General features: G+C 63.1%; 20 protein-coding genes. 17 read left to right on the top strand and 3 right to left on the bottom strand.

Annotated elements, in window-relative coordinates:
* Positions 1 to 84: 84 nt before the first annotated feature.
* Together rnhA and OKW44_RS35305 are read right to left on the bottom strand one after the other, a co-directional pair.
* Complete coding sequence (gene rnhA, locus OKW44_RS35300) at positions 85 to 531, bottom strand: ribonuclease HI (protein ID WP_018421250.1); 447 nt, start codon at positions 529 to 531, stop codon at positions 85 to 87.
* The gene (locus OKW44_RS35305) at positions 528 to 1,409 is read right to left on the bottom strand and encodes a class I SAM-dependent methyltransferase (protein WP_018421249.1); all 882 of its coding nucleotides are present in this window, start codon (positions 1,407 to 1,409) and stop codon (positions 528 to 530) included. Before OKW44_RS35305 ends, rnhA begins: the two co-directional genes overlap by 4 nt.
* A gap of 18 nt (positions 1,410 to 1,427) precedes the next feature.
* On the opposite strand from OKW44_RS35305, the gene gloB reads away from it, so the two are divergent.
* The 7 genes from gloB (at position 1,428) to OKW44_RS35340 (ending at position 11,687) form a co-directional block, all read left to right on the top strand.
* Entirely contained in the window at positions 1,428 to 2,219 is a 792-nt protein-coding gene (gene gloB / locus OKW44_RS35310) for a hydroxyacylglutathione hydrolase (protein ID WP_018421248.1), read from the top strand.
* Between the two features lie 156 nt (positions 2,220 to 2,375).
* Complete coding sequence (locus tag OKW44_RS35315) at positions 2,376 to 4,061, top strand: transglycosylase SLT domain-containing protein (protein ID WP_026225948.1); 1,686 nt, start codon at positions 2,376 to 2,378, stop codon at positions 4,059 to 4,061.
* Positions 4,062 to 4,320: 259 nt separating this feature from the next.
* Positions 4,321 to 5,562 carry an MFS transporter gene (locus tag OKW44_RS35320; protein ID WP_018421246.1) on the top strand — a complete coding sequence of 414 codons (1,242 nt, stop codon included), beginning with the start codon at positions 4,321 to 4,323 and terminating at the stop codon, positions 5,560 to 5,562.
* 398 nt (positions 5,563 to 5,960) lie between these two features.
* Positions 5,961 to 7,115: a glutamine-hydrolyzing carbamoyl-phosphate synthase small subunit gene (gene carA, locus OKW44_RS35325; protein WP_018421245.1), complete on the top strand. Its 1,155-nt coding sequence runs from the start codon at positions 5,961 to 5,963 to the stop codon at positions 7,113 to 7,115.
* Positions 7,116 to 7,273: 158 nt separating this feature from the next.
* Positions 7,274 to 10,528, top strand: coding sequence for a carbamoyl-phosphate synthase large subunit (carB, locus tag OKW44_RS35330; protein ID WP_018421244.1), 3,255 nt, complete (start codon positions 7,274 to 7,276; stop codon positions 10,526 to 10,528).
* Between the two features lie 152 nt (positions 10,529 to 10,680).
* Positions 10,681 to 11,157, top strand: a complete 477-nt coding sequence (greA, locus tag OKW44_RS35335) for a transcription elongation factor GreA (RefSeq protein ID WP_026225947.1) — start codon at positions 10,681 to 10,683, stop codon at positions 11,155 to 11,157.
* A gap of 20 nt (positions 11,158 to 11,177) precedes the next feature.
* A complete protein-coding gene (locus OKW44_RS35340; protein ID WP_026225946.1) occupies positions 11,178 to 11,687 on the top strand; it encodes a DUF4149 domain-containing protein in 510 nt (169 codons plus the stop codon).
* A gap of 200 nt (positions 11,688 to 11,887) precedes the next feature.
* Here the strand turns inward: OKW44_RS35340 and OKW44_RS35345 are convergent, their stop codons facing one another.
* The gene (locus OKW44_RS35345) at positions 11,888 to 12,415 is read right to left on the bottom strand and encodes a YhbY family RNA-binding protein (protein WP_026225945.1); all 528 of its coding nucleotides are present in this window, start codon (positions 12,413 to 12,415) and stop codon (positions 11,888 to 11,890) included.
* 198 nt (positions 12,416 to 12,613) lie between these two features.
* Here OKW44_RS35345 and OKW44_RS35350 point away from each other — a divergent pair, with 198 nt between their 5' ends.
* From OKW44_RS35350 to phoB, 10 genes are all read left to right on the top strand, one after another.
* Positions 12,614 to 13,276 (top strand): RlmE family RNA methyltransferase, encoded by a 663-nt coding sequence (locus OKW44_RS35350; protein ID WP_018421240.1) that lies wholly within the window; start codon positions 12,614 to 12,616, stop codon positions 13,274 to 13,276.
* Between the two features lie 190 nt (positions 13,277 to 13,466).
* Positions 13,467 to 15,356, top strand: a complete 1,890-nt coding sequence (gene ftsH / locus OKW44_RS35355) for an ATP-dependent zinc metalloprotease FtsH (protein WP_018421239.1) — start codon at positions 13,467 to 13,469, stop codon at positions 15,354 to 15,356.
* A gap of 83 nt (positions 15,357 to 15,439) precedes the next feature.
* On the top strand, positions 15,440 to 16,339 hold the full coding sequence (gene folP / locus OKW44_RS35360) for a dihydropteroate synthase (protein ID WP_035471085.1): 900 nt from the start codon (positions 15,440 to 15,442) through the stop codon (positions 16,337 to 16,339).
* Positions 16,340 to 16,368: 29 nt separating this feature from the next.
* A complete protein-coding gene (gene glmM / locus OKW44_RS35365; RefSeq protein WP_018421237.1) occupies positions 16,369 to 17,727 on the top strand; it encodes a phosphoglucosamine mutase in 1,359 nt (452 codons plus the stop codon).
* A gap of 419 nt (positions 17,728 to 18,146) precedes the next feature.
* On the top strand, positions 18,147 to 19,178 hold the full coding sequence (gene pstS / locus OKW44_RS35370) for a phosphate ABC transporter substrate-binding protein PstS (protein WP_018421236.1): 1,032 nt from the start codon (positions 18,147 to 18,149) through the stop codon (positions 19,176 to 19,178).
* A 159-nt stretch (positions 19,179 to 19,337) separates the two neighbouring features.
* Positions 19,338 to 20,339 carry a phosphate ABC transporter permease PstC gene (gene pstC / locus OKW44_RS35375; protein ID WP_018421235.1) on the top strand — a complete coding sequence of 334 codons (1,002 nt, stop codon included), beginning with the start codon at positions 19,338 to 19,340 and terminating at the stop codon, positions 20,337 to 20,339.
* Complete coding sequence (gene pstA / locus OKW44_RS35380; RefSeq protein WP_026225943.1) at positions 20,336 to 21,232, top strand: phosphate ABC transporter permease PstA; 897 nt, start codon at positions 20,336 to 20,338, stop codon at positions 21,230 to 21,232. The genes pstC and pstA overlap by 4 nt, the downstream gene beginning before the upstream one ends.
* Before the next feature lie 22 nt (positions 21,233 to 21,254).
* Positions 21,255 to 22,097: a phosphate ABC transporter ATP-binding protein PstB gene (gene pstB, locus OKW44_RS35385; protein WP_409259166.1), complete on the top strand. Its 843-nt coding sequence runs from the start codon at positions 21,255 to 21,257 to the stop codon at positions 22,095 to 22,097.
* A gap of 28 nt (positions 22,098 to 22,125) precedes the next feature.
* Positions 22,126 to 22,830 (top strand): phosphate signaling complex protein PhoU, encoded by a 705-nt coding sequence (gene phoU, locus OKW44_RS35390; protein WP_018421232.1) that lies wholly within the window; start codon positions 22,126 to 22,128, stop codon positions 22,828 to 22,830.
* A gap of 26 nt (positions 22,831 to 22,856) precedes the next feature.
* Positions 22,857 to 23,558: a phosphate regulon transcriptional regulator PhoB gene (gene phoB, locus OKW44_RS35395; protein WP_008922879.1), complete on the top strand. Its 702-nt coding sequence runs from the start codon at positions 22,857 to 22,859 to the stop codon at positions 23,556 to 23,558.
* Positions 23,559 to 23,643 lie beyond the last annotated feature (85 nt).

Below are 23,643 nucleotides of genomic sequence, written 5' to 3' on the forward strand. Positions count from 1 at the left end.
CGGATTAGCCTGCTTCGAAAAAATTGCGGAAAAAAAAGCGGGGAGGGCGGCGCGCGTCGTTGCCGATGCGCGCACGCACGCTCTTTACATCTCGGCGAGCGATGCCACGCCGCGATTGGCCAACTGATCGGCGCGCTCGTTTTCCGGATGGCCATTGTGGCCGCGCACCCAGCGCCATTCAATCTCGTGTTGCGCGACGAGCGTATCGAGCCGCTTCCACAGATCGGCGTTCTTGACCGGCTGCTTCGCCGCGGTGATCCAGCCTTTTTTCTTCCAGCCGTGAATCCACTCGCTGATGCCTTTCTGTACGTATTGCGAATCGGTATGCACGATCGCCTTGCAAGGGCGCTTCAACGCCTCGAGCGCGGAAATTACGCCCATCAGCTCCATGCGATTGTTGGTCGTGTTGGCCTCGCCGCCGAACAGTTCTTTTTCCTGGCTGCCGAAGCGCAGCAACGCGCCCCAGCCGCCAGGGCCGGGATTGCCCTTGCAGGCGCCGTCGGTATAGATGTCGATGTGATCTGGAGTCATTCGGTGTGGTTTCGTGTATTCGGGGTGGCGGCGGGCGCGAGGCCTGCCGCGAGCACGGGCTTTTTCACTTTGAGCGGCCCGACGAGACGCATGCCGCGCACGCGCTTGATCGCCTTGATCATGTAGGTGGCGCCGAAAATCGGCCACCAGCGGTCGCCGGCGGCTTCCATGAAGCCGTAACGCGCGAGCCATTGATCGCTCGCGAGCGGCGGACGATAGCAGCCGAAGCGCCCGCGTTCAAGGTCGAAGCCGAGGAGCTTGATCCAGTCCTTCAGGCGCGTGAACGCGATCAGATCGACGGCGGAGGGCACGAACGGGCGGCCTGTCATCTTGCCGATCGACTGCCGTACGCCCCACAGTGACAACGAGTTGAAGCCGAGGATGATCAGTTGGCCTTCAGGCACCAGCACGCGTTCGGCTTCGCGCAGCAGCCGATGCGGGTCGCTGGTGAATTCGAGCGTATGCGGCATCACGAGCAGGTCGACGCTTTGCGCTTCGAACGGCAGATCGAGCAGGTCGCACCAGACCGCGCTGCGCCCGGCCGGCGCGTGCAGACCAGGGGCGCCTGGCGCGGCGTTCGCGGGATTGTCGTCGCCAGCGTTGCCCGCGCTGGTGATGCCGCTCACGCTGCCACGACGTGCCGAGCGCGGATACGTGTACGGCGCGCTCGCGCCGCTCGCCGCGTCGAGCACGAGGCCGCGGCACGGCATGCGGTTCTCGCGCAGCGCGTCGAGCTGCGGCAGGCCGAGTTGCAGCGCATGATAGCCGAACACGTCCGACACCACGCGATCGAGCTGCGTTTGCTCCCAGTCGAGCACGTAGCGGCCTGGCGGCGAATCGGTCCAGGCGGGCCAGTCTATAATCGCTCGGTCAGTCATATTAAAAATGCGTCGCCTATGAATGCGCTCGAGTACGTACCGGTCCCGGCGTTTGAAGACAATTACATCTGGGTCGTTGCCGACGGACACCACGCGGTCGTCGTCGATCCGGGCGAAGCCGCCCCTGTGCGCGCCTGTCTGGCGCAACGAGGCTGGCGGCTGAGCGCTATTTTACTCACGCACCATCATCAAGACCACGTCGGCGGGGTGGCCGATCTGCTGAACGGCCAGGACGTCCCGGTCTACGGCCCCGCCGGCGAAGCGATCGCGCACCTGACACATCGTCTCAAAAGTGGCGATCACGTGACGATCGCCGCACCCGCACTTGAATTCAGCGTGCTGGACGTGCCCGGTCACACGAGCGGACACATCGCCTATTTCCAGGCGGCCGATACGCGCGGCACGCCGCACGTGTTTTGCGGCGACACACTGTTCGCGTGCGGTTGCGGGCGCCTCTTCGAAGGCACGCCGCAGCAGATGCTGAACTCGCTCGATTCGCTCGCCGCACTGCCCGGCGCAACCGAAGTGCACTGCGCACACGAATACACGCTGTCGAACATTCGCTTCGCGCTCGCTTGCGAGCCGCACAATGCCGAACTACAGGCGTGGCGCGACAAGGCGAACGAGTTGCGCGCCCGCCACCAGCCGACGCTGCCGACCACGATCGCGCACGAGCGCGCGGTCAATCCGTTCCTGCGCGCAGGCGAGCCGGCGATCCAGTCGAACCTCGAAGCACGATTGCACGAAACGGTGTCCGACCGGCTGAAAGCCTTCACATTGATGCGCGAATGGAAGAACCGCTTCCGTTGATCCGGAGCGCATTCGGAGGTTCTTCACGCGATGAATCGGAAAAATTCGCCAAGCCCCAGATTTGGTTGATTTTTTCTTGATTTTCCAATTGACGGAAACGTTGACGTTTCGTACTATCGGCTGCAAATTCCAGCCCTTGTGGAAACCGAGACGTTCATGCGATTTATCTTAAGTGCGTTATTGGTCCTGACACTCGCCGCGTGCGCGAGTCAGGGACCGACGACGAATACCGCCAATAACCCCGCCAGCCAGCAGGCCGTAGCCGACGCCCTTCGCAAGAACGCCACCGCTAAAGAAACCATCAATGTCGACCAGAGCTCCGTCAATCAGTTGACGAGCCAGGACGCCGATCTGTGGGGCCGCATTCGCCGTGGCTTCCAGATGCCGGACCTGCAGAGCGACCTCGTCGACATGCAGCTGAACTGGTATCTGCAGCGTCCCGATTATGTGCAGCGCATGACCGAGCGTTCGCAGAAATACCTGTATCACATCGTCGAGGAACTTGAGTCGCGCCATATGCCGACCGAGCTCGCGCTCTTGCCGTTCATCGAGTCTGCATATAGCCCGCAGGCTTTGTCGGTCGCCAAGGCTGCAGGTATGTGGCAGTTCATGCCGGGCACGGGCCGGACCTACAACCTGAAGCAGAACATGTGGCAGGACGAGCGTCGCGACGTGCTTGCGTCGACCAGTGCCGCGCTCGACTACCTGTCGAACCTGCACGACATGTTCGGCGACTGGCAACTCGCGCTCGCTGCGTATAACTGGGGCGAGGGCAACGTGCAGCGCGCGATCGCGCGCAACGAGGCGGCGGGTCTGCCGACCGACTACATGAGCCTGCGTCTGCCGAACGAAACGCGCAACTACGTGCCGAAGCTGCAAGCGGTCAAGAACCTCGTGATGAACCCGCAGATGTACGGGCTCACTCTGCCGTCTATTCCGAACCACCCGTACTTCGTGACGGTCACGACCTCGCACGACATCGACGTCGACGTCGCCGCGCGGCTCGCCAACATGTCGACGGACGAGTTCCGTTCGCTGAACCCGTCGTTCAGGAAGCCGGTGATTCTCGGCGCGACGCAGCCGCAGATTCTGTTGCCTTTCGACAACGCGTCCGCATTCGAGCGCAATCTGAAAACGTACTCGGGCTCGCTGTCGTCCTGGACCACCTACACGGTCGATGCACGCGCGACGCCCGCGGCGATCGCACAGAAGATCGGCGTCGACCCCGACACGCTGATGGAAGTGAACAAGATTCCGGTCGGTATGCGCCTGAAGCCGGGCTCGACGATCGTCGTGCCGCGCGGCTCGGACGACGATGAAGACATCAGCGCCGACGTCGCCGAAAGCGCGGTGCTCGCGATGGAACCCGACGTACCCGACACGCGCAAGATGCTGATCCGCGTGCGTCGCAATCAGTCGATGGCGGCCATCGCATTGCGCTACGGCGTTTCGGTCGGTCAGCTGAAGGCGTGGAACAGGACGCATCGTGATCAGGTTTCGCGCGGCCAGGTGATCGTGCTGCACGTGCCGGTCGGCAAGCGGGTACCCAGCGAGCCGGGTCCGGAAAAGATCGCCGCCGACGTGCAAGGCGGCAGTGTGCAGAAGATTGGCGTCCACGTTGCAGACGCACACGGCGATTCACACTACGATAAGAAGAAAGGGCGCGGCCACTCCGCCGTCGTCAAGGTCTCCGAGCCGGGCGCCAGGGGTAACAAGCCGGCGGCGCCCGTTGTCAGCAAAGGCAAGGTCGAGAAGGTCTCGGCCTCGGAGCCCGGCAAGGCGTCAAAGGCCGCAGCTGAGAGCCGCCCGAAGACCGTGGCCAACGCGAAGAAGAAGGGGTAAATAGACCAATAGCGGCTCTCACGGTAGTGACCACATGCATTGCGGGGGCAGCGCATGGATTGCGCTCCGATTACGTATCGTGTTCATCCAACGCCGTCACCTCAGGGTGACGGCGTTTTTCATTGCGCGGACGATTCCTGCGCGTTTGCGGTATTTACTTTATTGTTCGTGCTTCGGCCCGCGGGGTGCCGGTCCGTCCTGATCCGTCCGAACCTCGGGAGAGGTTCTTGAGGTCATTTCCAGGTTTACTTCCTGATTTATGTCGTCGACCCAACTGCGCGTCTTTCTGCTTTTTTCCGCCGGCTACTTCGTCTCTTACGTGTTTCGCGGCGTCAATCTTGGTTTCGCGCCGTTCATCACGCGCGATCTCGGTCTGTCAGCCGCCGATCTGGGTGTGCTGACGAGTCTGTATTTCCTCGGTTTCGCGGGCGCGCAGATCCCCGCTGGCGTGCTGCTCGATCACTTCGGCGCGCGTCGCGTGACGTCCGTCACGCTGCTTTTTGCCGCGCTCGGCATCTGGGTATTCGGCGCCGCGCACAGTCTCGCCATGATGATGGTCGGGCGGCTGCTGATCGGCGTTGGCGTGTCGGTGTGCCTCGGCGCCGCGTTCAAGGCGCTCGCGCAGCATTTTCCGGTGGCGCGTTTGCCATTGATGAACGGGCTTGTGATGGCGATCGGCGGTTTCGGCGGCGTGATGGTCGGTTCGCCGCTCACGTGGGTGCTCGGTTTTTCCAACTGGCGCCCGGTTTGCGTCGGACTCGGTGTGCTGACGGTAGCGGTTGCGCTCGCGCAATGGACGCTCGCTCCGGACGCGCGCGAAACGCATCGCCAGGCGAGCATCGTCGCGCAGTTCAAGGGTACGTGGCACATCCTGCGCAGCGCGGCGTTCTGGAAAATCGCGTCGTTCTCGGTCGTTACGCAAGGCGTCTTCTACGCGATGCAGTCGTTGTGGGTCGGAGCATGGCTGCGCGACGTACAAGGCTTCGAGCCGCACCAGGCGGCGGCGCTCGTGTCGATTCTCGGCTTCGCGATGATGGCCGGCTGCGTCGGTTTCGGCGCGGCGGCGCGTAGTCTCGAGCGGCGCGGCCTCTCGCTGTACGCGTTCTGCGGCATCGGCATGGCGCTGTATGTGCTGACGCAGATGCTCATCATGTTTAACGCGCCGTTGCCGGCGAGCCTGTTGTGGGCTGCCTACGGCATCTTCGGCGGTACCGGGATTCTGAGCTACGCGGTGATGGCGCGGCATTTCCCGCCGCAGATGATCGGCCGGGTCAACACGACGCTGACGCTAATTATTTTTCTGCTGATCTTCGGTTTCCAGATCGGCGTTGGCGCGGTGCTGTCGCACTGGCCGGCGAGCGGCGGGCATTACCCGGCGCTCGCGCATCTGAGCGCGTGGAAAATCCTCGTCGCGCTGCAGGTGCTGAGTGCGATCTGGTACGTGTTGCCGGGTCGGCAGCTTGCCCGTTCTGGCGAGATGCGCTCGGAACAGGAGGCCTGAACGGCCGCGCCAGGCCTTGCGTCGGACCCGGAGGGGCCGCGACGGCGGTTCAGTCCCGTCGGCCCGGCAAGGCTTTGAAGGTCCGCCCCGGCACGCCGCCTCAACGCCTCGTCCTATCTCAGATTTGGAGGGAACAGTGGATTCAGGCTATAATTTCAAGGTTTGAGCTTATCCACCCGCACCCTAGCGCCTACCTCCCTCATACCGTTCATCCGCCGCGCGCCATTGGCGTAGCAAGAAGGGCTCCGCCGAGTCTTCCGCACAATGGACCCATCGCGCCCCTTGCAGCGTCACCGGCAGCTCGCGAGCGAGTCTGCGCGCGCATCCACGATGTGCTTCGCTGCGGCTTGCAATCGGATAGACAGGTGGCAACAGGGTGTTCCCCCAAGGAGTCTCCCGTGTTGCCGTCATTTTCTCCCGCTCTACTCGCGCTCGCCGACGGCACGGTCTTTCGTGGTTATTCGATCGGCGCCCCAGGGCATACCATCGGTGAAGTCGTGTTCAACACCGCCATCACCGGCTATCAGGAAATCCTGACTGACCCGAGCTACGCGCGCCAGATCGTGACCCTCACGTACCCGCATATCGGCAACGTCGGCGTGAACGCCGAAGACGTCGAAGCGACGAAAGTCCATGCCGCCGGCCTGATCATCCGTGACCTGCCGGTTCTCGCGTCGAACTTCCGCATGGAGCGCACGCTCCCGCAATATCTGCAGGATGAAGGCGTGGTCGCCATCGCCGGCATCGACACCCGCAAGCTGACCCGCCTCCTGCGCGACAAGGGCGCGCAAAGCGGCGCGATCCTCGCTGGTTCCGACGACGAAGCGAAGGCAATCGAACTCGCGCGCTCGTTCCCGGGCCTCGCCGGCATGGACCTCGCGAAGGTCGTGTCGACCCAGGAAACCTACGAGTGGACCAAAACCGAATGGCGTCTGGGCACGGGCTACGGCGAGCAGAAAGCGCCGACATACCGCGTGGTCGCGTTCGACTACGGCGTCAAGCAGAACATCCTGCGCATGCTGGCCGAGCGCGGCTGCCATGTCACCGTGCTGCCGGCGCAAGCGAGCGCCGCTGACGCGCTCGCGCTCAACCCCGACGGCGTGTTCCTGTCGAACGGCCCGGGCGACCCTGAGCCGTGCGACTACGCGATCGCGGCGACCAAGGAGTTCATCGAGCGCGGCATTCCGACCTTCGGCATCTGCCTGGGCCACCAGATCATGGGCCTCGCGGTCGGCGCGAAGACGATGAAGATGAAGACCGGCCACCACGGCGCGAACCATCCGGTCAAGGATCTCGAAGACGGCCGCGTGGTGATCACGTCGCAAAACCATGGTTTCGCGGTCGATACCGATACGCTGCCCGCCAACGCTCGCGTCACCCACGTGTCGCTGTTCGACGGCACGCTGCAGGGCTTCGCGCTGACCGACAAGCCGGCGTTCTGCTTCCAGGGCCACCCGGAAGCGTCGCCCGGTCCGAACGACGTCGCATACCTGTTCGACCGCTTCACCGCGTTGATGGACGCGCACAAGAACGGCAAGAGCGCCGCGGCTTGAAGTAGTACAGGCCAGCCGCAGAGGCCAGCCGGAAACCGCTCGCGGCGGCCGCCGCAGCCCGCGGCGCTACGCGGCGGACATGCCGCGAAACAGCGCGCGCAACGTGAAAATGGCGCGCGCCGACGGAAAGAATTCAGCAATACATTAGCGAGAGCGTTATGCCCAAGCGGACAGACATCAAGAGCATCCTCATCATCGGCGCGGGTCCGATCATCATCGGTCAGGCGTGCGAGTTCGATTATTCGGGCGCGCAGGCATGCAAGGCGCTGCGTGAGGAAGGCTACAAGGTCATTCTCGTCAACAGCAATCCGGCGACGATCATGACCGACCCGAACACGGCCGACGTGACCTATATCGAGCCGATCACGTGGGAAGTGGTCGAGCGCATCATCGCGAAGGAGCGCCCGGACGCGATTCTGCCGACGATGGGCGGCCAGACCGCGCTGAACTGCGCGCTCGACCTGCACGCGCACGGCGTGCTGGCGAAGTACGAGGTCGAGCTGATCGGCGCATCGCCGGAAGCGATCGACAAGGCGGAAGACCGTCAGAAGTTCAAGGACGCGATGACGAAGATCGGCCTCGGTTCGGCCAAGTCGGGCACCGCGCATTCGATGGAAGAAGCGCTGCAGGTGCAGGCGAAGATCGGCGCGGAAACCGGCAGCGGCGGCTATCCGGTCGTGATCCGTCCGTCGTTCACGCTGGGCGGCTCGGGCGGCGGCATCGCGTACAACCGCGACGAGTTCGAAGAGATCTGCAAGCGCGGTCTCGACCTGTCGCCGACGCGCGAGCTGCTGATCGAAGAGTCGCTGCTCGGCTGGAAAGAGTACGAGATGGAAGTGGTCCGCGACAAGGCGGACAACTGCATCATCGTCTGCTCGATCGAAAACCTCGACCCGATGGGCATCCACACCGGCGACTCGATCACGGTCGCGCCGGCGCAGACGCTGACCGACAAGGAATACCAGATCCTGCGTAACGCGTCGCTCGCGGTGCTGCGCGAGATCGGCGTCGACACCGGCGGCTCGAACGTGCAGTTCTCGATCAATCCGAAAGACGGCCGCATGATCGTGATCGAAATGAACCCGCGCGTGTCGCGCTCGTCGGCGCTGGCGTCGAAGGCAACCGGCTTCCCGATCGCGAAGGTCGCGGCGAAGCTGGCGGTCGGCTACACGCTGGATGAACTCAAGAACGAAATCACCGGCGGCCAGACCCCGGCGTCGTTCGAACCGACGATCGACTACGTCGTCACGAAGATCCCGCGTTTCGCGTTCGAGAAGTTTCGCGAAGCCGATTCGCGCCTGACCACGCAGATGAAATCGGTCGGCGAAGTGATGGCGATCGGCCGCACGTTCCAGGAGTCGTTCCAGAAAGCGCTGCGCGGCCTCGAAGTCGGCGTCGATGGTCTCGACGAAAAGACCGCCAATCGCGACGAGATCATCCGCGAGATCGGCGAAGCCGGTCCGGATCGCATCTGGTATGTTGGCGACGCGTTCCGCGTGGGCATGAGCGCGCAAGAGATCTTCGAGGAGACCGCGATCGACCCGTGGTTCCTCGCGCAGATCGAACAGATCGTGCTGAAGGAAAAGGCGCTGGCAGGCCGCGCGCTGGCGAGCCTGACGAAGGAGGAGCTGAAGTATCTGAAACAGAGCGGCTTCTCGGATCGTCGTCTGGCCAGGCTGCTCGGCGCGAAGCCGGCGGACGTGCGCGCGCGTCGTATCGAGTTGAACGTGCGTCCGGTGTATAAGCGCGTCGACACCTGCGCGGCCGAGTTCGCAACCAGGACCGCGTACATGTACTCGACCTACGAGGAAGAGTGCGAAGCGAATCCGACCAGCAACAAGAAGATCATGGTGCTGGGCGGCGGCCCGAACCGGATCGGCCAGGGCATCGAGTTCGACTACTGCTGCGTGCATGCTGCGCTCGCGATGCGCGAGGACGGCTATGAAACGATCATGGTCAACTGCAACCCGGAAACCGTGTCGACCGACTACGACACCTCCGACCGTCTGTACTTCGAATCGCTGACGCTCGAAGACGTGCTCGAAATCGTCGACAAGGAAAAGCCGGTCGGCGTGATCGTGCAGTACGGCGGCCAGACGCCGCTGAAGCTCGCGCTCGACCTCGAGGCGAACGGTGTGCCGATCATCGGTACGTCGCCGGACATGATCGACGCGGCCGAAGACCGCGAGCGCTTCCAGAAGCTGCTGCAGGACCTCGGTCTGCGCCAGCCGCCGAACCGCACCGCGCGCGCCGAAGACGAAGCACTGAAGCTCGCCGATGAAATCGGCTATCCGCTCGTCGTGCGTCCGTCGTACGTGCTGGGCGGCCGCGCGATGGAAATCGTCCACGAGCCGCGAGATCTCGAGCGCTATATGCGCGAGGCGGTGAAGGTGTCGAACGACTCGCCGGTGCTGCTCGACCGCTTCCTGAACGACGCGATCGAATGCGACGTGGATTGCATTTCCGATGGTGATGCCGTGTTCATCGGCGGCGTGATGGAGCACATCGAACAGGCGGGCGTGCACTCGGGCGACTCGGCCTGCTCGCTGCCGCCGTATTCGCTATCGAAGGTCACCGTCGCCGAACTGAAGCGCCAGACCGCCGCGATGGCGAAGGCGCTGAACGTGGTCGGCCTGATGAACGTGCAGTTCGCGATCCAGCAGGTACCGCAGGCTGACGGCTCGAAGGACGACATCATCTACGTGCTCGAAGTGAACCCGCGTGCGTCGCGCACGGTGCCGTACGTGTCGAAGGCGACCAGCCTGCCGCTCGCGAAGATCGCAGCGCGCGCGATGGTCGGCCAGAAGCTCGCCGCGCAAGGCGTGACGAAGGAAGTCGAGCCGCCGTACTTCAGCGTGAAGGAAGCGGTGTTCCCGTTCGTCAAGTTCCCGGCTGTCGACCCGGTGCTCGGACCTGAAATGCGTTCGACCGGCGAAGTAATGGGCGTCGGCCAGACGTTCGGCGAGGCTCTGTTCAAGTCGCAGCTCGCGGCGGGTTCGCGTCTGCCTGAATCGGGCACGGTGCTGCTGACAGTGATGGACGCCGACAAACCGAAGGCAGTCGAAGTCGCGCGCATGCTGCACGATCTCGGCTACCCGATCGTCGCGACCAAGGGCACGGCTGCCGCGATCGAAGCGGCCGGCGTGCCAGTCAAGGTCGTCAACAAGGTGAAGGACGGCCGTCCGCACATCGTCGACATGATCAAGAACGGCGAGATCGCGCTCGTCTTCACGACCGTCGACGAAACGCGCGCGGCGATCGCCGATTCGCGTTCGATCCGCATGAGCGCGCAGGCGAACAAGGTCACCTACTACACGACGATGTCGGGCGCACGCGCGGCGGTGGAGGGTCTTCGTTATCTGAAGGACCTGGAAGTCTATGATTTACAAGGACTCCATGCTCGCCTAAACTAAGGCTTCGACTACCTGTCCAAGATGTAAGTGCCGCGGTTAAGCGGCGTTCCGCAGGTGCTGCGGCCCGGGTTTGTCCACGGGCGGCGGCTTTCGCGGAATGCACTTAACCGCGGTGATTTTTTTATGGCCGTTTTTTGCCTCCAGAGTTGTTTATGAGCACTATTCCATTGACGAAGCGCGGCGCAGACATGCTGCGCGATGAATTGCAGCGCCTGAAATCGGTTGAACGTCCGGCCGTGATCAACTCGATCGCGGAAGCGCGCGCCCAGGGCGATCTGTCGGAAAACGCGGAATACGACGCTGCGAAGGAAAAGCAGGGCTTCATCGAAGGCCGTATCGCTGAGATCGAGTCGAAGCTCGCGGGCGCGCAGGTGATCGATCCGTCGCAAGTGGAAGCGGACGGCCGCGTGGTGTTCGGCGCGACGCTCGAGCTCGAAGATCTCGAGTCGGGCGCGTCGGTTAAATACCAGATCGTCGGCGACGACGAAGCGGACATCGACCACGGCCTGATCTCGATCAGCTCGCCGATCGCGCGTGCGCTGATCGGCAAGTCGGAAGGCGATGTCGCGTCGGTGCAAGCGCCGGGCGGCGTGCGCGAATACGAAATCATCGCGGTCAGCTACATCTGAGGGTGGCGCCGGTGTCTTTGATGCCTCATCGTTTTTTCCGCCTGTTGACGGTCGTGTGGGTCGGTAGTCTGTTGACTATCGGCTATGCGGTTGCGCCCGTGCTGTTCACGACGCTCGACCGGATGACGGCGGGCGCCGTCGCTGCGCAGCTGTTTCGTATTCAGGGTGTGATTGGCGTCGTGTGCGGCATTTTGCTGCTCGGTCTCGCCAATTTGCTCGTGCGGCGCGGGAGTGGCGCATATCGCCGCTTGCGCTGGCTGCTCGCCGGTATGCTCGTATGCGTGCTGGTTGGCTATTTCGCGTTGCAGCCGTTCATGAACGCGATGCGCGTGGCGGCGCTCGAGGCGGGCAGCGACATCGGCCATTCCGTCTATGCGACGCGCTTCGGCATCCTGCATGGCGTGTCGAGTCTGTTCTACCTGATCGAGAGCCTGCTAGGGGTTGCGCTCGTTTGGCTGCTGCCGGCGCCTGTTGGTGCCGCGGCCGAGGAAGAGGGCGCGCGCGGCGTCACGGGCAAGGTGGCGGGCTGAAGCTGGCGGGTGGCTGATGGTGCGACGGTGCGCGTGCCATGGCCGCCGGGTCGATGCCGATGCCCGCGATGATTCTCACATTGCGACGAATCGTCGCGATTCCGGTGGCCAACTACGGTTCATTCGCGCTGCTTCGGGCCTCGCGCTCAAGGCCGCCAATGCGCAGTGCGGAGTCGGTCCGCACCTTGGGCGCGTATTCTCTACTTCGACTGATGCGAACGCTTCGCGCTGGTTTGACGCTTCTTTGCGCGCTTGATGTTGCCGCCCTGCGTCACGCGTTCATTGCCGCGCACCAGCACCGCTTTCGCTCGCGGCTTGCGCATCGGCACGTCGGTCGGCTTGGCGACCTTGACGATGCGGGGTGCGCGTCCCTTGGCCGGCCGGGTTTCTTCGGCTGCCGCTTCGCGGGCGCTCGGCAACGCGCCGCGCTTCGCTTTTGCCGCCGGCTGTGCCGATTCTGGCTTCCAGATCACGAGCAGCTTGCCGATATGCTGGATCGGTGCCGCGTTCAGCGCGTCGCAGATTTCTTCGTAGATAGCGATGCGCTCCTCGCGCTCATCGCCGAACACGCGAATTTTGATCAGTTGATGCGCGGCGAGGTGCACCTTGATTTCGGCGAGCACAGCGTCGGTCAAGCCTTCGGCCCCGACGAGCACGACCGGTTTGAGCGCATGTGCCTGGGAGCGCAACTCGGCGCGTTGGTCGGAAGAGACTTTAAGGGCTGGCATGGAAAGTGGGAGACTCGACTAAAATGGCGGCTCCTGCGGTTTCGTCCGATCGCCGAGCGATTCGGGCGACTCGATTCAGCAGGGCGCGCGTCAGAACAACAGAATCGCGGATCGCCGCCAGTCTGGCGGGGGGCCGCGCGAAATAACCGCGTATTATCCCCTAAAGCGCGACCCGACGCAGCAATAGTTCAATCTTTAATGGCAAAAAACAAATTCAATACCGCGTGGCTGCACGACCACATCAACGATCCGTACGTCAAAATGGCGCAGCGGGAAGGTTATCGCGCCCGCGCGGCCTACAAGCTCAAGGAAATCGACGAGCAGGACAAGCTGATCCGTCCCGGACAAGTGATCGTCGATCTCGGTTCCTCGCCGGGCAGCTGGAGCCAGTACGTGCGCAACAAACTCGCGGGCGGCTCGCAGCGCAACGCGGAGCGCGAAGGTGGCATCGACGGCACGATCATCGCTTTGGACCTTCTGCCGATGGAGCCGGTGGCCGACGTGCACTTCATCCAGGGCGATTTCCGCGAAGACTCGGTGCTGATCCAGCTCGAAGAATTGGTCGGTGCGCGCCAGGTAGACCTTGTAATTTCGGATATGGCGCCCAACCTGTCGGGCGTGGCGATCGCGGATGCGGCGCGGATCGAGCATTTATGCGATCTCGCGCTCGAATTCGCGCAAAATCACCTGAAGCCGGATGGTGCCCTTTTAGTCAAATGCTTTCACGGCAGCGGATATAGTCAGATTGTCGAAAAGTTCAAACGCCAATTCAAGGTGGTGGCGGCCCGCAAGCCGAAGGCGTCGCGGGACAAATCGTCAGAAACATTTATTTTGGGTAAGCATCTGAAGCGTCCCGCATAGGGACGCGGCGAGCCGGTTCCATCCCTGCCAATAATGAGCCCGATGCGTCCGGAGACGGGCGCCAAGTCGGCCCGCTACCCTATTTCCGTGGTAGTGAAACGTTATGGCAGGGGTCTGCGGACTGGATTAGAATGCTTTCGTGGTGCCGCAAGGCAAGTGTAGGCGCCCGTCTAAGTGAAGGAGTGGTGCTTTGAACAACAATATGTTTTCGAAAGCAGCAGTGTGGCTGGTAATCGCACTGGTGCTGTTTACGGTGTTCAAGCAGTTCGACAAGCCCCGTGTCCAGGAAGGCGTTTCCTATTCGCAGTTCATGGACGACGCGAAGAACGGCAAAGTCAAGAACGTCATCGTCCAGGGGCGGAACCTCACGGTCACTCCAGCAGACGGCCAGAAGTACCAGATCGTGTCGCCCGGCGACATCTGGATGGTCGGCGATCTGATGAAGTATGGCGTACAGGTGAGCGGCAAGGCTGACGACGAACCCAATGCACTGATGTCCGTGCTGTATTACCTCGGACCGACGATCCTGATCATCGGTTTCTGGTTTTACATGATGCGACAGATGCAGGGGGGCGGCAAAGGCGGGGCGTTCTCGTTTGGCAAGTCGCGCGCGCGGCTGATCGACGAGAACAACAACGCAATCAATTTCACCGACGTCGCCGGTTGCGACGAAGCCAAGGAAGAGGTGTCGGAACTCGTCGACTTCCTGCGCGATCCGCAGAAATTCCAGAAGCTCGGTGGTCGTATTCCGCGCGGCGTGCTGCTCGTTGGCCCGCCGGGAACCGGTAAGACCCTGCTCGCGCGCGCCATCGCCGGCGAGGCGAAGGTGCCGTTCTTCAGCATTTCAGGTTCAGATTTCGTGGAAATGTTCGTCGGCGTCGGCGCGGCTCGCGTGCGCGACATGTTCGAGCAGGCCAAGAAGCACGCCCCGTGTATCGTGTTCATCGACGAAATCGACGCGGTCGGCCGTCATCGAGGCGCCGGCATGGGCGGCGGCAACGACGAGCGCGAACAGACGCTGAACCAGATGCTCGTCGAAATGGACGGCTTCGAGGCGAACTCGGGCGTCATCGTGATCGCCGCGACGAACCGTTCAGATGTGCTCGACAAGGCGCTGTTGCGTCCGGGCCGTTTCGACCGTCAGGTGTACGTGGGTCTGCCCGATATTCGCGGCCGCGAGCACATCATGAAGGTGCACCTGCGCAAGGTGCCGATCTCGAACGACGTCGATGCGGCAGTGATCGCGCGCGGCACGCCGGGTTTCTCGGGCGCAGATCTCGCAAACCTCGTCAACGAAGCAGCACTGTTTGCGGCGCGCCGCGGCAAGCGCATCGTAGAAATGACGGACTTCGAGGACGCGAAGGACAAGATCTTCATGGGTCCAGAGCGCAAGTCGGCTGTGATCCGCGAAGAATCGAAGCGTGCTACCGCGTATCACGAATCGGGTCACGCGGTGATCGCGAAGCTGTTGCCGAAGGCCGATCCGGTGCACAAGGTCACGATCATTCCGCGCGGCCGTGCGCTGGGCGTCACATGGCAGTTGCCGGAGCACGACAACGAAACGTACTCGAAGGAATATCTGCTCGACCGTCTTGCCATCCTGTTCGGTGGCCGCGTCGCGGAAGAGCTGTTCCTGAACCTGATCAGCACCGGTGCGTCGGACGACTTCAACAAGGCGACGCAGACGGCTCGCGCAATGGTTGCCCGCTTCGGCATGACGGATGCGCTCGGACCGATGGTCTATGTCGATGACGAGAACGACGCTTCGCCGTTCGGCCGTGGCTTCACGCGGACCATTTCGGAAGCGACGCAGCAGAAGGTCGACGCGGAAATCCGTCATGTGCTGGACGAGCAGTACAATCTCGCACGGCGCCTGCTCGAAGAGAACCGCGACAAGGTCGAAGCGATGACCGCCGCACTGATGGAGTGGGAAACGATCGACGCCGATCAGATCAACGACATCATGGCAGGCCGTCCGCCGCGTTCGCCGAAGAGCTCGCCTCCGTCGGCAAGCGACGCCTCGTCGGGCGGCAGCCCGGGCACCGAAGTCAAGCCGGGCAGCGCAACCGCGCCGGCCTGATCGGCAGCCAGTAGAAATTGCGGGCCGGTGTGCTACACACCGGCCCGTTTTGCATTTATCCGTTCCAAGTGAAGCATTGCTACGTGTCGAAAGCCGATTCTTCTTCCGCACCCCTTCCAGAGCCGCTGCAGTGTGGCCGCTTCAAGCTGACGTTCGAACGCCCGTTGGTCATGGGCATCCTGAACGTCACTCCCGATTCCTTTTCCGATGGCGGCAAGTTCGCGACGCGCGGCGATGCGCTGCGCCAAGCCGAGCGCATGATGCTCGAGGGCGCGGACATCATCGATATCGGCGGGGAATCGACGCGTCCTGGCGCGCCGCCGGTGCCGCTCGACGAAGAGCTGGAGCGCGTGTTGCCGCTCGTCGAGCAACTGCGTGGCGCGAACGTGCCATTGTCGGTTGATACGTACAAGCCGGAAGTCATGCGTCATGCGTTGAACGCGGGCGCCGACCTGATCAACGACATCTGGGGCTTCCGCTTGCCTGGCGCGATCGACGCGGTGCGCGACAGCGACTGCGGCCTTTGTGTCATGCATATGCTGGGTGAGCCGCAGACCATGCAGCTGGGCGAGCCTCACTATGACGACGTCGTCGGCGAAGTGCGCCACTTCCTCGAGGAGCGTGTCGCGACGTTGCAGCAGGCGGGGATTGCGCGCGAGCGCATCAGCGTCGATCCGGGTTTCGGCTTCGGCAAGGTCGTCGTCGAGCATAACTACGCGCTGCTCGCGCATCTGCGCGACACGGCCCCGCGCGCCGCTTCGCCGTATCCGATTCTTGCGGGCATGTCGCGCAAGTCGATGGTTGGCGCGATAACGGGGCGGCCGGCGCCGGAGCGCGTGGCCGGCAGCATCGCCGCGGCGGTGTGCGCGGCCGAACGGGGCGCCGCGATTCTGCGCGTACACGACGTCGCGCAAACAGTCGATGCATTGAAAGTATGGGCAACCCTGCGCGACGCGGACAAGCACAGCCGCACGCACGATTGAACCCGCAGCCACGGACAGGGAGAACAAAGATGGCACGTCGTTACTTCGGAACGGACGGCATTCGAGGCAAGGTCGGCGAAGGCCCGATCACGCCGGAATTCGTGTTGCGGCTCGGCTATGCGGCCGGCAAGGTGCTCGCGGGCGCCGATCAATGGGCGAAAACAGGCACCCGTCCGACCGTGCTGATCGGCAAAGACACGCGAGTGTCGGGCTACATGCTCGAAGCCGCGCTCGAATCGGGCTTCTCGGCGGCCGGCGTCGACGTGATGCTGGCCGGCCCGATGCCGACGCCCGGCATCGCCTATCTCACGCGCGCACTGCGGCTTGCCGCCGGTGTCGTGATCAGCGCATCGCACAACCCGTACTACGACAACGGCATCAAGTTCTTCTCGGCCGACGGCAACAAGCTGCCGGACGACGTCGAGGCGCAGATCGAGGAGCAGCTCGAGCTGCCGCTCGCGTGCGCGGCCTCCGAGCAACTGGGCAAAGCGCGCCGTCTCGATGACGCAGCTGGCCGCTACATCGAGTTCTGCAAGAGCACGTTCCCGGCCGCGTACGACCTGCGCGGCATGAAGCTCGTCGTCGATTGCGCGCATGGTGCCGCGTACGACGTCGCGCCGCACGTGTTCCATGAGCTCGGCGCGGAAGTGATCCCGATCGGCGTCTCGCCGAACGGCTTCAATATCAACGACGGCGTCGGCGCGACCGCGCCGGATGCGCTGGTTCGCGCGGTGCGCGCGAACCACGCGGACCTCGGTATCGCGCTCGATGGCGATGCCGATCGTCTGCAGGTCGTCGACGAGTCCGGCCGCCTTTTCAACGGCGACGAGCTGTTGTACGTGCTGGTCAAGGACCGTATCGCGACCGCCGGCCACGTGGAAGGAGCGGTCGGCACGCTGATGACCAACATGGCCGTGGAGGTCGCACTGCAGAATGCCGGCGTCAAGTTCGTGCGCGCCGCGGTCGGCGACCGCTATGTGCTCGAACAGCTTCGCGAGCACGGCTGGCAGCTCGGCGCCGAAGGTTCGGGCCACATTCTGTCACTCGATCGCCATTCGACCGGCGACGGCATCGTGTCCGCTCTGCTCGTGCTGGCGGCGATGCAGCGCAGCGGCAAATCGCTCGCGGATCTGCTCGACGGTGTCACCCTGTTCCCGCAGAAGCTGATCAACGTGCGCATGAAGCCCGGTGCAGACTGGAAGGGCAGCGAGACGATCCGCAGCGCGATCAAGGTGGCCGAAGGCGCGCTCGACGGCCGCGGTCGCGTACTGATCCGCGCGTCGGGCACCGAGCCGGTACTGCGCGTGATGGTGGAGGCGCAGAACTTCGCGGACGCGCTCGAGCATTCTGAAGCGATTGCCGAAGCCGTGCGGGTAGCGACGGCCTGATCGATTCCCGAGGGCGGCGGGCGGTGGCGGCCGCTTGCCGCCTGTCTGAGCGTCGCAAGCAGAAGATTCAGCGGACTCCATAAACTGGGTGGGCGGGCTTTCACACCCGACGAAGGCTCATTCCTCACCCCATCGAATCCCAACTCCGCAGTCGCCAAAAGGACGGCACACCCCGCACAAAACCGACCTCCGCCCGAAGCGCAAACGTTCGCGCCCCATCTTTTTCGTCTACCTTGAAAAATTCGATGCAACGGGCATCGGCACAGCGGCAATTCGGCGGCTTTGGCACCTTTCACCGGGTAATATTACTGTCACATCTGATTCATTATCAGTCACGTTTTTGTCATAAAGAGACCCTAAGCTTCGCGGTGTTCGAGTTTCACGCTCACACCACACGCTCACACCCACCTGGAGGTCTCATGAAATTGATGCAAACCGTGTTCGCTGGCGTCGCTGGCGCGCTCTTCGCAATCGCAGCGCAAGCCGCAGACATCACCGGCGCGGGCAGCACGTTCGCGGCACCGATTTACACGAAGTGGGCCGACGCTTATCAGAAGACCGGCGGCGGCAAGGTTAACTACCAAGGCATCGGTTCGTCAGGCGGCATCAAGCAGATCGAGGCGAAGACCGTCGATTTCGCAGGGTCGGACGCTCCGCTGAAGGACGACGAACTCGCGAAGGCAGGCCTGTTCCAGTTCCCGACGGTGGTCGGCGGCGTGGTGCCGGCAGTCAACGTGCCGGGCGTGAAGCCGGGCGAACTGGTGCTGTCGGGTGAAGTGCTCGGCGACATCTACCTGGGCAAGATCAAGAAGTGGAACGACCCGGCAATCGTCGCGCTGAACCCGAAGGTCAAGCTGCCGGATCTGGACATCGCCGTGGTGCGCCGCGCCGACGGTTCGGGCACCAGCTTCATCTGGACGAACTACCTGTCGAAGGTCAACCCGGAATGGAAGACGAAGGTCGGTGAAGGTGCGACGGTCAGCTGGCCGACCGGCACGGGTGGCAAGGGCAACGACGGCGTCGCGGCTTTCGTGCAGCGTCTGCCGGGCGCGATCGGTTACGTCGAATGGGCGTACGCCAAGCAGAACCACATGAACTATGTCGCGATGAAGAACGAATCCGGCGCGGTGGTTCAGCCGGAGACCGACACGTTCAAGGCAGCGGCTGCTGGCGCCGACTGGTCGAAGTCGTTCTACCAGATCCTGACGAACGAGCCGGGCAAGAACGCATGGCCGATCGTCGGCGCGACGTTCGTGCTGCTGCACACGACGCAGGACAAGGCACCGCAAGGCGCGGAAACGCTGAAGTTCTTCGACTGGGCGTTCAAGAACGGCGGCCAGGCTGCGAACGATCTGGACTACATCTCGCTGCCGCAGTCGGTCGTCTCGGAAATCCGCACGCAGTGGAAGCAGAAGGTCAAGGATTCGGCAGGCAAGACGCTCGCCGAGTAACAGGGTAAGCTGGCGCGGTCGATCTGGGCCGCGCCCTGTAGCACCCCGGCCGTCCTCGTGCGAGGACGGCCGGCGACTTTCACGCGGCATGCGCCGCATGTATCACCGACCGCCCGACATGTGTCGTCCGGCAACTGGAAACAGGTCCCTCAGGCTCTCATGTCCGATATTGATTATGCGTCCGGCACGAGCCGGGCCACTCCGCCTGGCAGCGCGTCGCAGCAGAAAGCGCCTGGCCGCTCGGGCGATGTGATCTTCGGCGGCCTCGCACGCCTTTCCGCCATCGTCACGCTGCTGCTGCTCGGCGGCATCATCGTGTCGCTGATCATCGCCTCGATGCCGTCGATTCGCGAGTTCGGTCTCGCGTTCCTGTGGACGGCGGTGTGGGATCCACCCAGCAAACAATTTGGCGCGCTCGTGCCGATCTACGGCACCCTCGCGACGTCGATCATCGCTCTCCTTATCGCGGTGCCCGTCAGCTTCGGTATCGCGCTGTTTCTGACCGAATTGTCGCCCGCGTGGCTGCGCCGGCCGCTCGGCATCGCGATCGAGCTGCTCGCCGCGATTCCGTCGATCGTGTACGGCATGTGGGGTCTGCTCGTGTTCGCCCCGATCTTCGCGGTGTGGTTCCAGAAGCCGCTAGGCGCGGTGCTCGGCAGTATTCCTATCGTCGGCGCGCTGTTCGCCGGTCCGCCGATCGGGATCGGCATTCTGTGCGCGGGCGTGATCCTTGCGATCATGATCATCCCGTACATCGCAGCGGTGATGCGCGACGTGTTCGAAGTCACGCCGGTGCTGCTGAAGGAATCGGCGTACGGTATCGGCTGCACGACGTGGGAAGTGATGTGGAAGATCGTGCTGCCGTTCACGAAGAGCGGTGTGATCGGCGGCGTCATGCTCGGTCTCGGCCGCGCGCTGGGTGAGACGATGGCGGTCACGTTCGTGATCGGCAACACCAATCTGCTCGACAATATTTCGCTGTTTTCGCCGGGCAACAGCATCACGTCGGCGCTCGCCAACGAGTTCGCGGAAGCGGACCCGGGCCTGCATACGTCGGCGCTGATGGAACTCGGCCTGATCCTGTTCGTGATTACATTCATCGTGCTGGCGATTTCGAAAATCATGCTGCTGCGTCTCGAGAAAGGGGAGGGCGCGAAATGAGCGGGCCGTCCCTGAACATGCCAGGTCTGAAGGACGCCGCGACGCTCGAAAGGATGCGCGTGCGTCTGCAAGGACGCCGTCGCATGACCAACGCGCTTGCGCTGACGCTGTCGCTCGCGGCGATGGCGTTCGGCCTGCTGTGGCTCGTGTGGATTCTCTATACGACGCTGCGTCTTGGTATCGGCGGTCTGTCGGTCGACCTGTTCACGCAGTCGACGCCGCCGCCGAACACCGATGGCGGCGGTCTCGCCAACGCGATCGTCGGCAGCGTGATGCTGGTAGGGCTCGCAACGTTCGTCGGCACGCCGATCGGCATCATGGCGGGCGTCTATCTCGCCGAATACGGCCAGAAGGGCTGGCTCGCGAACCTCACGCGCTTCATCAACGACATCCTGCTGTCGGCGCCGTCGATCGTGATCGGTCTGTTCGTCTACGCGCTCGTCGTCGCGAAGATGGGCCACTTCAGCGGCTGGGCCGGCGTGCTCTCCCTCGCGTTGCTGCAGATTCCGATCGTGATCCGCACGACCGAAAACATGCTGAAACTCGTGCCGAGCGCGATGCGTGAAGCCGCGTTCGCGCTCGGCACGCCGAAGTGGAAGATGGTGCTGTCGATCACGCTGAAGGCGTCGATCGCGGGCATCGTCACCGGTGTGCTGCTCGGTGTCGCGCGGATTGCCGGCGAAACCGCGCCGCTCCTCTTCACCGCGTTGTCGAACCAGTTCTTCTCGGTCGATATGGGCCAGCCGGTCGCGAACCTGCCGGTCACGATCTACAAGTTTGCGATGAGCCCGTTCGCGCAGTGGCAATCGCTCGCGTGGGCCGGCGTCTTTCTGATCACGCTCGCGGTGCTGGGACTGAACATTCTCGCGCGCACGATCTTCTCGAACAAGTAAGGGCGGAGTGAATCCGATGAACATGGCAGAAACCCAACTCAATCCGATCGGGCACGCAGCCGCGCCCGCGGGCTCCGACCCCGAAAGCAGCGCTCACGCACAAACGCCGTCGCGTCCGAAGATCGAGGTCAAGGACCTCAACTTCTTCTACGGCAAGTATCACGCGCTGAAGAACATCAATCTGGAGATTCCCGAAGGCAAGGTGACCGCGTTCATCGGCCCGTCCGGCTGCGGCAAGTCCACGCTGCTGCGTACCTTCAACAAGATGTACGCGCTTTATCCGGAGCAGCGCGCGGAAGGCGAGATCGTGATGGACGGCGAAAACCTGCTGACCACGCGCCAGGACATTTCGCTGCTGCGCGCGCGCATCGGCATGGTGTTCCAGAAGCCGACGCCGTTCCCGATGTCGATCTACGACAACATCGCTTTCGGCGTGAAGATGTTCGAGAAGTTGTCGCGCTCGGAAATGGACGACCGCGTCGAATGGGCGCTGACCAAGGCGGCGCTGTGGAACGAGGTGAAGGACAAGCTCGGCCAGAGTGGCTACGGTTTGTCGGGCGGCCAGCAGCAGCGTCTGTGCATCGCGCGCGGCATTGCGATTCGCCCGGAAGTGCTGCTGCTCGACGAGCCGTGCTCGGCGCTCGACCCGATCTCGACGGGCCGCATCGAAGAGCTGATCGCTGAACTCAAGAGCGACTACACGGTGGTGATCGTCACGCACAACATGCAGCAGGCGGCCCGCTGTTCGGACTACACTGCCTATATGTACCTCGGTGAACTGATCGAATTCGGCGACACCGAAAAGATCTTCATCAAGCCGGTCCGCAAGGAAACCGAGGACTACATCACTGGCCGCTTCGGCTGATCCGCCGGGCAATACAACGGAGTACGACATGTCCGATAAACATCTGTCCAGCCAGTTCGACGCCGACCTCAACCTCGTTTCGTCGAAGGTGCTAGAAATGGGCGGCCTCGTCGAATCGCAGATCGTCAACGCGATGCAGGCGCTCAACGAATTCGACCTCAACATCGCGGAGCAGGTGATCGCCGCCGAAGACCGTCTGAACAAGATGGAAGTCGATATCGACGAGGAGTGCAGCAACATCATCGCGCGCCGTCAGCCGGCCGCGCGCGATCTGCGCCTGCTGATCGCGATCTCGAAGACGATCACGAACCTCGAGCGCGCCGGCGACGAAGCCGAAAAGATCGCGAAGCGTACCAAGCGTCTGATGGAAGACGGCGCGTCGCGCACCATCAACATCGCCGAGATCAAGCTGTCCGGCGAAATGGCCGTGTCGATCCTGCGCCGTGCGCTGGATGCGTTCGCGCGTCTGGACACGGTCGCCGCCGCGCAGATCGTACGCGACGACAAGGCGATCGACGAGGAATTCCGCGCGTTCGTGCGCAAGCTGATTTCGTATATGACCGAAGATCCGCGTTCGATTTCGGTGGGCCTCGACTTCCTGTTCATCGCCAAGGCGATCGAGCGGATCGGCGACCACGCGAAGAACATCGCGGAATTCATCATCTACATCGTCAAGGGTACCGACGTGCGGCACCAATCGCGCGACGCGCTCGAACGCGAAGCGCTCAGCTAATCCAGAGATAAGGAACAGAGGTGCCGATGCCCAGCAGCATTCTCGTCATTGAAGATGAGCCCGCCATTTCCGAACTGATTTCGGTCAATCTTCAACACGCCGGGCACTGCCCGATTCGCGCGTACAACGCGGAGCAGGCGCACAACCTGATCAGCGACGTGCTGCCCGATCTCGTGCTGCTCGACTGGATGTTGCCGGGCAAATCGGGTATTTCGTTCGCGCGCGATCTGCGCAACAACGAGCGCACGAAGCATATCCCGATCATCATGCTGACCGCGCGAGGCGACGAGCAGGACAAGGTGCTCGGCCTCGAGATCGGCGCCGACGACTACGTGACGAAGCCGTTCTCGCCGAAGGAGCTGATGGCGCGCATCAAGGCGGTGCTGCGCCGCCGCGCGCCGCAGCTGACCGAGGACGTGGTCGCGATCAACGGCCTGAAGCTCGATCCGGCCACGCACCGCGTCGCCGCGCATGCGGAAGGCAGCGAGATCAAGCTCGATCTCGGCCCGACCGAATTCCGTCTGCTGCACTTCTTCATGACTCACCCGGAGCGGGTGCACAGCCGCACGCAACTGCTCGATCAGGTGTGGGGCGATCACGTGTTCGTCGAAGAGCGGACCGTCGACGTGCATATCAAGCGTCTGCGCGCGGCGCTCAAGCCGGCAGGGTGCGATGCTATGATTGAAACGGTACGCGGCAGCGGTTACCGGCTGGCGAAGAGCGCCTGATAGCCATCGGCGGCGCGCTGCATTGCATGGCGCTGTGCCGCCGTACCTCCCTCCTGCGCTGTATTTTCTCTTCGATCGCTAGACC

Source organism: Paraburkholderia lebeckiae, assembly GCF_050436325.1.
In the GTDB taxonomy this organism is placed as follows: domain Bacteria; phylum Pseudomonadota; class Gammaproteobacteria; order Burkholderiales; family Burkholderiaceae; genus Paraburkholderia; species Paraburkholderia tuberum.

Coding starts and splice junctions, on each gene's coding strand:
- rnhA (WP_018421250.1), bottom strand. CDS start 531: ATGACTCCAGATCACATCGACATCTATACCGACGGCGCCTGCAAGGGC.
- OKW44_RS35305 (WP_018421249.1), bottom strand. CDS start 1,409: ATGACTGACCGAGCGATTATAGACTGGCCCGCCTGGACCGATTCGCCG.
- gloB (WP_018421248.1), top strand. CDS start 1,428: ATGAATGCGCTCGAGTACGTACCGGTCCCGGCGTTTGAAGACAATTAC.
- OKW44_RS35315 (WP_026225948.1), top strand. CDS start 2,376: ATGCGATTTATCTTAAGTGCGTTATTGGTCCTGACACTCGCCGCGTGC.
- OKW44_RS35320 (WP_018421246.1), top strand. CDS start 4,321: ATGTCGTCGACCCAACTGCGCGTCTTTCTGCTTTTTTCCGCCGGCTAC.
- carB (WP_018421244.1), top strand. CDS start 7,274: ATGCCCAAGCGGACAGACATCAAGAGCATCCTCATCATCGGCGCGGGT.
- greA (WP_026225947.1), top strand. CDS start 10,681: ATGAGCACTATTCCATTGACGAAGCGCGGCGCAGACATGCTGCGCGAT.
- OKW44_RS35340 (WP_026225946.1), top strand. CDS start 11,178: ATGCCTCATCGTTTTTTCCGCCTGTTGACGGTCGTGTGGGTCGGTAGT.
- OKW44_RS35345 (WP_026225945.1), bottom strand. CDS start 12,415: ATGCCAGCCCTTAAAGTCTCTTCCGACCAACGCGCCGAGTTGCGCTCC.
- OKW44_RS35350 (WP_018421240.1), top strand. CDS start 12,614: ATGGCAAAAAACAAATTCAATACCGCGTGGCTGCACGACCACATCAAC.
- glmM (WP_018421237.1), top strand. CDS start 16,369: ATGGCACGTCGTTACTTCGGAACGGACGGCATTCGAGGCAAGGTCGGC.
- pstS (WP_018421236.1), top strand. CDS start 18,147: ATGAAATTGATGCAAACCGTGTTCGCTGGCGTCGCTGGCGCGCTCTTC.
- pstC (WP_018421235.1), top strand. CDS start 19,338: ATGTCCGATATTGATTATGCGTCCGGCACGAGCCGGGCCACTCCGCCT.
- pstA (WP_026225943.1), top strand. CDS start 20,336: ATGAGCGGGCCGTCCCTGAACATGCCAGGTCTGAAGGACGCCGCGACG.
- pstB (WP_409259166.1), top strand. CDS start 21,255: ATGGCAGAAACCCAACTCAATCCGATCGGGCACGCAGCCGCGCCCGCG.
- phoU (WP_018421232.1), top strand. CDS start 22,126: ATGTCCGATAAACATCTGTCCAGCCAGTTCGACGCCGACCTCAACCTC.
- phoB (WP_008922879.1), top strand. CDS start 22,857: ATGCCCAGCAGCATTCTCGTCATTGAAGATGAGCCCGCCATTTCCGAA.